The 11,047-nt window shown below is 35.6% G+C and carries 10 protein-coding genes; 6 read left to right on the forward strand and 4 right to left on the reverse strand.

Annotated elements, in window-relative coordinates; all coding sequences use genetic code 11:
- Positions 1-4 precede the first annotated feature (4 nt).
- The 5 genes from C0430_RS12515 (at position 5) to queA (ending at position 6,764) form a co-directional block, all read left to right on the forward strand.
- Positions 5-1,915 (forward strand): DUF3857 domain-containing protein, encoded by a 1,911-nt coding sequence (locus C0430_RS12515; RefSeq protein WP_290870743.1) that lies wholly within the window; start codon positions 5-7, stop codon positions 1,913-1,915.
- 2 nt (positions 1,916-1,917) lie between these two features.
- Positions 1,918-3,930, forward strand: coding sequence for a DUF3857 domain-containing protein (locus C0430_RS12520; protein WP_290870745.1), 2,013 nt, complete (start codon positions 1,918-1,920; stop codon positions 3,928-3,930).
- 1 nt (position 3,931) lies between these two features.
- A complete protein-coding gene (locus tag C0430_RS12525) occupies positions 3,932-4,258 on the forward strand; it encodes a nucleotide pyrophosphohydrolase (protein ID WP_290870747.1) in 327 nt (108 codons plus the stop codon).
- A gap of 79 nt (positions 4,259-4,337) precedes the next feature.
- A complete protein-coding gene (gene aroA, locus C0430_RS12530; protein ID WP_290870749.1) occupies positions 4,338-5,564 on the forward strand; it encodes a 3-phosphoshikimate 1-carboxyvinyltransferase in 1,227 nt (408 codons plus the stop codon).
- A 150-nt stretch (positions 5,565-5,714) separates the two neighbouring features.
- The gene (queA, locus tag C0430_RS12535) at positions 5,715-6,764 is read left to right on the forward strand and encodes a tRNA preQ1(34) S-adenosylmethionine ribosyltransferase-isomerase QueA (protein WP_290870751.1); all 1,050 of its coding nucleotides are present in this window, start codon (positions 5,715-5,717) and stop codon (positions 6,762-6,764) included.
- Positions 6,765-6,816: 52 nt separating this feature from the next.
- Here the strand turns inward: queA and C0430_RS12540 are convergent, their stop codons facing one another.
- Positions 6,817-7,455 (reverse strand): flavin reductase, encoded by a 639-nt coding sequence (locus C0430_RS12540; RefSeq protein WP_290870753.1) that lies wholly within the window; start codon positions 7,453-7,455, stop codon positions 6,817-6,819.
- 158 nt (positions 7,456-7,613) lie between these two features.
- Here C0430_RS12540 and C0430_RS12545 point away from each other — a divergent pair, with 158 nt between their 5' ends.
- Positions 7,614-9,998 carry a penicillin acylase family protein gene (locus tag C0430_RS12545; RefSeq protein ID WP_290870755.1) on the forward strand — a complete coding sequence of 795 codons (2,385 nt, stop codon included), beginning with the start codon at positions 7,614-7,616 and terminating at the stop codon, positions 9,996-9,998.
- Positions 9,999-10,050: 52 nt separating this feature from the next.
- Here the strand turns inward: C0430_RS12545 and C0430_RS12550 are convergent, their stop codons facing one another.
- From C0430_RS12550 to C0430_RS12560, 3 genes are all read right to left on the reverse strand, one after another.
- On the reverse strand, positions 10,051-10,413 hold the full coding sequence (locus tag C0430_RS12550; RefSeq protein ID WP_290870757.1) for a cupin domain-containing protein: 363 nt from the start codon (positions 10,411-10,413) through the stop codon (positions 10,051-10,053).
- A 4-nt stretch (positions 10,414-10,417) separates the two neighbouring features.
- Entirely contained in the window at positions 10,418-10,786 is a 369-nt protein-coding gene (locus tag C0430_RS12555; protein WP_290870759.1) for a DMT family protein, read from the reverse strand.
- A 1-nt stretch (position 10,787) separates the two neighbouring features.
- On the reverse strand, positions 10,788-11,047 hold a 260-nt coding region (locus C0430_RS12560), incomplete at its 5' end, for a helicase HerA-like domain-containing protein (RefSeq protein ID WP_290870761.1).

The raw sequence follows: 11,047 nt of genomic DNA on the forward strand, positions 1-11,047 counted from the left end.
TTTTATGAAATTTAAGTATAGTTGCCTTATCTTCTTATTTTTTACTTCTCTTCTTTCAGCACAAAAAACCGAATATTCCAGTTTATTAATTCCAGATAGTTTAAAACAAAATGCCAATGCGGTCGTGCGTTTAGACCAAATTGACATTGTTATTTCTTCCCAACGAAAAATGATTGTTAAAAAGGAAAGGGTGGTAACGGTATTGAATGAAAAAGGACTCGAATCTATTGATGCCTACGAAAATTACGACAACAAAACAACTGTCACAAGCATACAAGCAACCGTTTATGATGCTTTTGGGAAGGAAATAAAAAAAATAAAAAAGAAAGATTTTAATGATCAATCTGTTACAGGTGGAGGCACAATTTTTTCTGATAGCAGGGTTGTGTTTTTAGAGTATGTGCCAACACAATATCCGTTCACTGTTGTTTATGAAAGTGAAATTCAAACCTCTTCAACAGCATTTATTCCACAATGGTTTCCTTTAAACGATTATTTTTTAAGCATCGAGAAAAGTGTTTTAAACGTAAGTTGTCCCGAGAATCTTGGTTTTAGAAAGAAGGAGTTAAATTTTTCCAACTTTAAAATAACTAAAACGGTTGACAATTCATCTCAATTGTCTTATGTGGCCACTAATATTGTTGCCCAGAAATATGAGGATTATAGTCCAAGCATAACTGAAATTTTTCCAAGACTAATGATGGGATTGGATTATTTCAACCTTGAAGGTGTTGATGGCAATGCAAAAAACTGGAAAGAATATGGGCAATGGTTTTCGGATAAAATATTGGCCGAGACGATAGAGTTATCCGCAGAGGCCAAAGCTAAAATTAAAACTTTGGTTGGTGTTGAAACGGATCCAATAAAGAAGGCAAAAATAGTTTACAAATACATGCAGGAAAAATCAAGGTATGTTGGAATTCAAGTTGGGATTGGTGGTTTTAAACCCATGTTGGCCAATGATGTGGATCGATTGGGTTATGGCGATTGTAAAGCCTTGTCCAATTACACAAGAGCTCTTTTGAATGCGGTTGATGTTCCGTCTTATTATACCGAATTATATGGAAGCAAAGATAAAAGAGATATTAAGTCTGATTTTTTTTCCATACAAGGCAATCACGTTATTTTGACAATACCACACGGTGATAATTACGTGTTTTTAGAATGTACCAGTCAAGTCGATCCTTTTGGTTATCAAGCCAATTTTACAGATGACAGGGATGTTGTCGTGATGAAACCTGATGGTGGAGAGATAATTAGAACTAAAAACTACGAAAACAAAAGCAACACACAAATCAGTAAAGGAAATTATTCTTTATCTGAAAACGGGAGTTTTTCTGGAAAAATAGCCATTGCATCAGAAGGCTCTCAATACGGACTGAAGTTTCATTTAGAAACCACGCCTCCAATTGATCAGGAGAAACATTATAAAGAATATTGGGACAATATCAGTAATTTGAAAATCAATAAAACAAAATTCTCAAACGACAAGGAAAAAGTAAACTTTACCGAAAACCTGGAAATTTCTGCCAATAATTACGGGAAAATTTCAAACGGAAAAATGATTTTTGTAGTCAATGCCTACAATCAATACACCGGAAGCGTAAAACGAATTAGAAATCGCAAAACCCCATTTGAAATTCAACGCGGTTATTATGACACTGATGAAATTTCAATTCAATTGCCTGCTGGTTTTATGATAGAATCTTTGCCACAAAATTTTGAATTAAACAATAAATTCGGGGAATACAAAACCGAAATCATAAAAAATGACAATTCCAATTTGATTTACAAACGTTCTATTTTTATTAAAAAAGGATTGTACAAAAACACGGAATACGAAGAATACCGTCTTTTTATGGAACAAATTTCAAGAAACGACAATGCCAAAATTATTTTAACCAAAATCCAATAACCATGCTTTTTAAAAAACTATCCGTAATTTTATTTGTTATTATTTTTTCAAATGCAAACGCTCAAAAACTCGAATTGGGTAAAGTTTCCATTGCCGAATTGCAAGAAAAAGTTCATCCAAAAGACACATCGGCAGTTGCGGCAATATTGTTCAAAAAAGGAAAAGTGAGTTTTGAATATGATCAAAATGCAGGTTTTTTAGCTATTACAGAAGTCAAAACCCGAATCAAGATTTATAAAAAAGAAGGCTATGAGTGGGCCAATAAAGCAGTAAGCTATTATGCGGATTCAAATACAAATGAAAAGGTGAGTTTTTCGGATGCCAACACTTACAATCTTGTCGATGGAAAAATCGTGAAAACAAAGCTAAAAAGTGACGGTGAATTTGTTGAAAAAATCAATAAATATTGGAGTCGAAAAAAAATAACCATGCCTAACGTAAAAGAAGGTTCTGTTCTGGAATTTCAATATGTGGTGCGTTCGCCAAGATACGGTTCTCTAAGCGATTGGTATTTTCAGGCCAGTATTCCAGTGAATTACTCAGAATACAAAACTAATATTCCTGAATATTTTACTTATAATACCAATCAAAAAGGATTTTTCTCTCCAAAAATAACAGTTGAAAAAAGACCAAATTCAATTGTTTTGCTAAGTAAGGAAAGGGAACAAACAAGTAGGGTTGCACACACTACTTTTTCATCGGATAAAATTGATTTTATAGAAACACATTCTACATACCTATCAGAAAATTTGCCGGCGATGAAAGAAGAAGCGTATGTGAACAACATAGATAATTACACTTCAAGCATTTCACACGAATTGTCAATGACCAAGTTTCCAAATTCTATAGGCAAGTCTTATTCTACGGATTGGGAATCAGTGGCAAAAACCATTTATGAGTATGACGATTTTGGACCTGAATTAAACAAAACAGGTTATTTTGAAGATGACATCAATAAATTGATAGCTGGATTAAACATACAAAACGAAAAAATTGAAACCATTTTCAACTTTGTGAAGACCGGAGTAAAATGGAATGAAAATGGCGGTTATTCTTGTGATGATGGCGTTAGGACAGCCTATAAAAATAAAACTGGAAATGTTGCCGAAATCAATTTGATGCTTACCGCAATGCTTCGTTATGCAGGATTAACGGCAAACCCGGTTTTGGTAAGTACACGTTCCAATGGGATTGCTTTATTCCCCAGCAGAAATGCATTTAATTATGTAATTGCAGCCGTAGAAACACCAGAAGGATTAATATTACTTGACGCAACTGAAAAATATTCGGTGCCAAATGTGCTTCCTTTGCGGGATTTAAACTGGTTTGGAAGACTCATCAGAAAAGACGGAACTTCGACGGAAGTGGACTTGATGCCTAAAATAATTTCAAGAGAAGCCGTAAACATGGGCATAAATTTGAATAGTGATGGTTCTGCAGATGGAAAATTAAGAATGCAACTTACAAATCACGCTGCATTGGAATTTAGAAAAGGAAATCTGGCAACAAGCAAGGACAATTATTTAGAAAAACTGGAAACCAATTACAACAATATTGAGATTAACGATTTTGTTAGGGAAAACGACGTGGATTTGCAGAAACCCATAGTGGAAAACTACTCTTTTAAAGACAACAAAAGCATAGAAATCATTAATGATAAAATCTATATTTCGCCACTCTTGTTTTTGACTGCCAAGGAAAATCCATTTAAACAAGAAACAAGGGAATATCCAATAGATTTTGGATACCCAAAACAAGATAAATTCAATATTAACATTCAAATTCCAGATGGATTTGTTGTGGAGTCATTGCCAAAAGCCATCAATATTGCAACAGGAGAAAATGTTGGCGCGTTTAAATACATAATAGCAAATTCAATTAACACCATTCAAATCGCAATTACAAAAGATATAAACTCAGCCATTGTTCCTGCAGATTTTTACGAGGTTTTAAAAGATTTCTATCAACAAATGATCGATAAGCAAAACGAAAAAATAGTATTAAAAAAGATATAGCATGAACCTAAAAAACTCCCAACTAGAAGTAGACAATTGGATCAAAGACCACGGCGTTCGTTACTTCAACGAACTCACAAATATGGCGCAACTTACGGAAGAAGTAGGCGAAGTGGCTCGAATAATCGCCCGTCGTTATGGCGAACAATCCGAAAAAGAAAGTGACAAGAACAAAGACCTTGGCGAGGAATTGGCCGATGTGGTTTTTGTGGTTTTGTGCTTGGCCAACCAAACCGGCATCGATTTGCAAGCCGCATTCGACAAGAAAATGGACTTAAAATCAGTGCGAGACAAAGACCGTCACAAAAACAACGAAAAATTAAAATAATGTTATAAGTCAGGGGAAAGCTTTGGTACATCCATTTTTTAAAATAAATTTGCCGCCAATTACCAATCAACCAGCCAAAATGAATTTACTGTTACAAACTTCCCAGTCTGATTTACAAGCCCAAATTGCAGTTACCGGTTCGAAGAGTGAAACCAATAGACTGTTGTTGTTACAGGCTTTGTTTCCGAATATTATTTTGGCCAATACTTCCAATTCTGATGACAGCGAGGTGATGCAAAAAGCCTTGAATGGGAATGACGAATTAGTGGACATTCATCACGCAGGAACGGCAATGCGATTTTTGACCGCTTATTTTGCCGTAAACGAAGGTCACGAAGTGTTTTTGACTGGTTCGACAAGAATGAAGGAACGACCAATAAAAGTTTTGGTGGAAACCTTGCAACAATTAGGAGCGCAAATTTCTTATGAAAATGAAGAAGGTTATCCTCCCATTCGAATCAAGGGACAAAAAATCACGGCTCACAAAGTCAATATTCCGGCCAATGTAAGCAGCCAATACATTTCGGCATTGTTGCTAATCGCTCCAAAACTTCAAAATGGTATCGAATTGACTTTGGTTGGCGAAATAACATCCATTCCTTACATCAAAATGACCTTGGCATTGCTGAATGAAATTGGAGTTGAAACCAGTTTTGAAGGAAATGTTATTGTTGTTAAACCATTAACATCAAACCCAAAACCACAAACCCTAACAGTGGAATCCGATTGGAGTTCAGCGTCTTACTTTTTCAGTTTGGCGGCTTTGTCCAATGAAGCTTCAATAAGCATCAGCAGTTACAAAGAAACCAGCTTGCAGGGAGATTCGGCTTTGGTGCAATTGTACGGAGAAATGGGAGTGGAATCGAAATTTGAAAACGACCAATTAACATTGACCAAGAAATTAAATTTCACTCCAAAAGACGTAACTTTCGATTTAAACAATACCCCAGATATTGCCCAGACCATCGTGGTAACTTGTTTAGGGTTGGGAATTGGTTGTCATTTGACTGGACTTCATACCTTGAAAATCAAGGAAACTGACAGATTGGAAGCACTTCGAATTGAATTGACAAAATTGGGAGCCTATATTTCCGTAACGAATGACAGCTTGACTCTTGTGGCTACTAATGAGATTAATTCCAATGTAAAAATAGCCACTTATAACGACCATAGAATGGCAATGGCATTTGCTCCTTTGGCTTTAAAAGTGCCCATTATCATCGAAAATGCCGAAGTGGTTTCTAAATCCTATCCCGATTTTTGGGAAGATTTAAAAAGTTTGGATTTCCAAATTTCCAAAATATAAAACTTCGTGACTTGGCGTCTTTGCGGCAAAAAGTAAAATAAACCGCGAAACACTTGACAACGCCTATCTCACAATCGTATATTTGCAGCCGTTAAAAGTTGAAACCTAATGAACTTTCAACTTTTAACGACTAACTTCTAATTTTTTCAAATGAAATTATCACATTTTCAATTCAATTTACCAAAAGAACTTCTTGCAGAATTTCCAGCAGAAAACAGGGACGAAGCACGTTTAATGGTTATAGATCGCAAAAAACAAACCATAGAGCACAAAACGTTCAAAGATGTTATCGATTATTTTGATGAAGGCGATGTCCTGATTTTGAATAATACCAAAGTTTTTCCGGCACGTTTGTACGGAAACAAAGAAAAAACGGGAGCTAGAATCGAAGTTTTCTTATTGAGAGAATTAAATGCCGAACAAAGACTTTGGGACGTATTGGTAGATCCAGCGCGTAAAATCCGTATCGGAAACAAATTGTATTTTGGCGATGACGATTCATTGGTAGCTGAAGTAATTGACAATACAACCTCTCGCGGAAGAACTTTACGTTTTCTTTATGACGGTTCTTATGAAGAATTTAGAAACAAATTGACTGAACTTGGAGAAACTCCAATTCCAAAATACATCAACAGGGACGTAACTCCGGAAGATGCCGATCGTTACCAAACGATTTATGCCAAAGAAGAAGGAGCTGTTGCAGCGCCAACCGCAGGTTTGCATTTCTCTAAACATTTGTTGAAAAAACTAGAAATCAAAGGAGTAAAATTTGCTGAAGTGACACTTCACGTAGGTTTGGGAACTTTTAACCCAGTTGAGGTCGAAGATTTGTCAAAACACAAAATGGATTCTGAGGAGTTGAAAATCACCCAAGAAGCCTGTGATATTGTCAATGATGCCAAAACAAAAAGAAAACGTATTTGTGCAGTGGGAACAACTTCGATGCGTGCCATTGAAAGTTCGGTTTCTTCACAAAGAACATTAAATCCTTTTGAAGGTTGGACCAACAAATTTATTTTTCCTCCACACGATTTTAGTGTGGCAACTTGCATGATTACCAACTTCCATACGCCAAAATCAACTTTGTTAATGATGATTTCCGCTTTTTGTGGTCATGATTTAATGAAAAGAGCTTACGACGAAGCTATCAAAGAAGGATACAAATTCTATTCTTACGGTGATGCGATGTTGATCATCTAAAAACTATAAAAAAATTAATTCACTAAATCTCGTCAGCAATGACGAGATTTTTTTATTTAAAAAAAGACTTTGAAGGCGTGTTTTTTCTGGCGTATTGAAAACGATCTACCAACTTTGGTAAACAATATCCATCGAGTCCATTTAAAGCGATAACATTTCCTTTGTCTATTTGCAACCAACCATCTTCGTGTTGCAAATTTTTATCAAAAAACAAATTTTCAATAGAAGCTATTATATGAATTGTGTCGTTTTCCTTGATATAGTACTCATTCACATATTTGCAATACAACTGAACGGGACTTCCTTTTACAAAAGGGATATCAATGTCGTTCTTGTATTCTTCTTCCAGGTTGGTTTTGTCAAATTCTGAAATGCCCATTTCGTAATTTGCCGAGGTATGATGCGCATCTGCAATCATGTCTACCGTAATGTGGTTCACGGTAAAAAAACCGGTGTCCTTGATGTTTTTATAAGTATCTCTTGGAACAGTAGTCGGGCGCATAATGAATCCAATTAATGCAGGTTGGCTTCCCAAGTGCGTAATGCTGCTAAAAATCGCCACATTGGGTTTTCCGTCGATAGATTTCGTGCCAATGAGATTTGCCGATTTGTAACCCGTGCAAGAATTAATTAAATTCAACCGTTCTATTTTTTCCATTTCCGAAATGGCATTCTTTGAAATGTTTTTCATTTTTTTTTGATTTAATGCAAAGATAGTTTTGTTTAACAAAATAAATAATAAATTAAACAAAATATTTTTTTTGTCATGTAATTTTTAAAATGTCATGAAAATAAATTGCTTTAAATAACTTTTAAATCCTATATATTTGTTTTTCCAATTTATTTAAAATGAAAATATTAAAAAAGATTTTTCTTGTCATTCTATCCGTGATAATCATTCTGGTACTTGCATGGGTTGGATATGGTTATTATTTAAAACCCACTTATGAGGGAGAGCAAAAACTTAAAAACATTCAAAAGGAAACCACCGTCTATTTTGATGATTTCGGGGTTCCACATATTTATGCCAATTCACAGCGAGATGCGATGACAGCTTTGGGTTATGTGCACGCCCAAGACCGTTTGTGGCAAATGGAATTGATGCGACGCATTGCTCCGGGGAGATTATCGGAAATGTTTGGTTCGAAATTATTAAAAACCGACAAGTTTTTCGCAGGTTTAGGCATCAACGAAAATTCCGAAAAAGCAATTGCTAAATTGGACAAAAACTCACAAGCCTATCAACTTACCTTGGCTTATATCGATGGAATAAATCAATATATGGAAGAAGGAAAAACGTCTGTTGAGTTTCAAATTTTGGGATTGAAGAAAGATAAATTTACGTTGAAAGACGTTTATAATATCTTTGGCTATATGTCTTTTAGTTTTGCAATGGCACAAAAAACGGATCCTTTATTGACCGATATTCGCAATAAATTAGGTCCGGAATATTTAAAAGATTTTGGATTGGATGGTTCTTTAGGAACAACAAAAATCAAAAATTTCGATGGAAAAGCCATTGAATATGCAGAAATTTCCAAATCAGTAGCCAGTTTACTTGACAATTCACCAGTTCCAGCTTTTATCGGCAGCAACAGTTGGGTTATTGCTCCACAGAAAACTAAAAATGGTAAAGTTATTTTTGCCAATGATCCGCACATTGTATTTTCGCAACCTTGTACGTGGTTCGAAGCGCATATTGTGGTGCCTGATTATGAAATCTACGGCTATTATTTGGCGGGAACACCTTTTCCGCTTTTGGCACACAATCGGGATTACGCTTATGGCTTGACGATGTTCGAAAATGATGATCTCGATATGTTTCAGGAAGAAGAAAATCCAAATAATAAAAATCAATACAAAACCGTCAATGGATTCCAGAATTATAAAATTCGCAAAGAAACTATTAAAGTAAAAGACAGTTCCAATGTGGTTTTGGAAATTCGGGAAACCCAACACGGTCCAATAATGAATGATTTATTAGATGGTGTAAAAGGACATAAACCAGTTGCGATGTCTTGGATTTACACCCAGCAAACCAACCAAATATTAGAAGCGGTTTACTCACTTTCGCATACTAAAAATTTAGTTGATTTTCGAAAAGGAGTTTCCTTGATTGCCGCCCCGGGATTGAATATAATGTACGGAGATGCCAAAGGAAATATTGCTTGGAATACTTCCGGAAAATTATACAAATTAGACAAGTCAGTCAATCCAAATTTTATTTTAGACGGGACGAATGGAGTGGATGACCAAAAGGAATTTCTAGATTTCTCTAAAAATCCACACGCCATAAATCCAAGTTGGGGCTACATTTATTCCGCCAATAACCAGACTGAAGCTGTGGATAATTATTTGTATCCTGGATATTATTTGCCACAGGATCGAGCCAAAAGAATTTCAAGTATATTAGAACCAAAAAACAATTGGACTAAAGAAGACGTGGGGCAGATGATAAATGATAATACGTCATCGATTACACCAAGTGTGGTAAAAAACTTGATTTTGGCATTGGATTTAAAATCGTTTTCAAACAATGAAAAACATGCCATCGAAATCCTCGAAAAATGGAACGGGTCAAATAATTTGAAAGATGTTGCGCCAACGATTTATAATAAATGGATTTACAATTATTTAAAAAACACTTTTCAAGACGAATTGGGTGAAACCGATTTTAAAATGCTGCTGAGTACACATATTGTCAAACAAATTATTGAGCCACAAATCGAAAATGAAAACTCGGTTTGGTGGAATGATGTTACTACAAAAAGCAAAAAGGAAACCAGAGCAGAAATTCTAATCAAATCTTTCCATGAGTCCATTGCAGTACTCGAAAATCAACTGGGAAAAGACCTCAATTCTTGGACTTGGGAACGAGTTCACACCTTGGAACATCAGCACCCTTTAGGGAAAGTAGCCGCGTTGAGAGGTGTTTTTAATATTGGTCCATTTAATGTTCCGGGTTCAACCGAAGTGATTAACAATCTGTTTTTTGATTTTACCGACAGCGGCGAATATGCAGTCAAAGGCGGTCCATCAACCAGAAGAGTTATCGATTTTTCGGATATAGAAAATAGTATGAGTGTTTTACCAACAGGTCAATCCGGAAATCCGTTTAGCAAGCATTACAACGACCAGACAGAAATGTACAATGCCGGAAAGTTTAGAAAAATGAAAATGAACAAGGAAGAAATTATCAATACTTCGACGAAATTGGTTTTCCTCCCGAAATAATTTTTAAAAACAATGGCAAAATTCAATTTCAATTTTGCCATTGCCATTGAATTTATTCCTCCCGATGTACTTTTGTAAAATCGAAAGCAGGAATGCAAATTGCCATATATTCGCAAGGTTCTTCAAACGGATTTGAATATTGGACACGCGTATTTTTTTCGATTTTTATGGATTGTCCTGCTTCGAGAATGACGGTTTCTCCTTCGATAATAAACTGTTTTTTGCCAGAAATAATATAAGTGTATTCTTCAAACTCCGGAGTTTGAAATGGTTCTTTCCAATGTGGTGGCGCAATCATGTGCGCAATGGAAATGGCAGGATTGTTCGTGGTTGGAATTCCATGATGTTCTTCGATTAGTTTTCCGTCAGTAGTGGGAACTACAAAGGGTGCTTTTTGAACGAAATATTTTTTCATAATTTTATTTTTTGAATATAAAGTAAACGGCTAAAACCAAGAATATAAACCCAACGAAGTGATTCCATCTAAAGGTTTCGTTTTTGAAAAACAGTAATGAGAAACCCACGAAGATGACCAAGGTAATTACTTCTTGAATAACTTTGAGTTGCACCAATGAAAATGGTCCGCCATTGCCTTCATAACCTATTCTGTTTGCAGGAACCTGGAAGCAATATTCGAACAACGCCAATCCCCAACTTATGAGGACAATGGTTATCAAGCCGGTGTTTTCGAACCATTTGAGTTCCTTGAATTTTAAATGGCCATACCAAGCCAAGGTCATGAAAATATTAGACAGAATGAGAAGTCCAATTGTAGCGTATCCTTTCATCTTATTTTCTCAATAGTTTGCTCAAAACTCCAAATGCACCACGAATAAAAGTGGCGCTCGTCAGGACTTTTATGACTGATTTAGTTACTGCTCCGGTTGCATCTCCAGTTTGTTTTTCTTCTTTTTCTGCTGCTTTTTCTTGTTGCTGTTGGGCGACTTCTTGTTCGACAACAGCTATTTTTTTGTTGAGCATTTCATAAGCACTTTCTCGGTCAATAAGTTCAGAATATTTCCTGACTAATTTTGATTTGGCATTGATTT

Origin of the sequence: Flavobacterium sp. (assembly GCF_013823965.1) — a bacterium.
Taxonomy (GTDB): Bacteria; Bacteroidota; Bacteroidia; order Flavobacteriales; family Flavobacteriaceae; genus Flavobacterium.

Coding starts and splice junctions, on each gene's coding strand:
- C0430_RS12515 (WP_290870743.1), top strand. CDS start 5: ATGAAATTTAAGTATAGTTGCCTTATCTTCTTATTTTTTACTTCTCTT.
- C0430_RS12520 (WP_290870745.1), top strand. CDS start 1,918: ATGCTTTTTAAAAAACTATCCGTAATTTTATTTGTTATTATTTTTTCA.
- C0430_RS12525 (WP_290870747.1), top strand. CDS start 3,932: ATGAACCTAAAAAACTCCCAACTAGAAGTAGACAATTGGATCAAAGAC.
- aroA (WP_290870749.1), top strand. CDS start 4,338: ATGAATTTACTGTTACAAACTTCCCAGTCTGATTTACAAGCCCAAATT.
- queA (WP_290870751.1), top strand. CDS start 5,715: ATGAAATTATCACATTTTCAATTCAATTTACCAAAAGAACTTCTTGCA.
- C0430_RS12540 (WP_290870753.1), bottom strand. CDS start 7,455: ATGAAAAACATTTCAAAGAATGCCATTTCGGAAATGGAAAAAATAGAA.
- C0430_RS12545 (WP_290870755.1), top strand. CDS start 7,614: ATGAAAATATTAAAAAAGATTTTTCTTGTCATTCTATCCGTGATAATC.
- C0430_RS12550 (WP_290870757.1), bottom strand. CDS start 10,413: ATGAAAAAATATTTCGTTCAAAAAGCACCCTTTGTAGTTCCCACTACT.
- C0430_RS12555 (WP_290870759.1), bottom strand. CDS start 10,786: ATGAAAGGATACGCTACAATTGGACTTCTCATTCTGTCTAATATTTTC.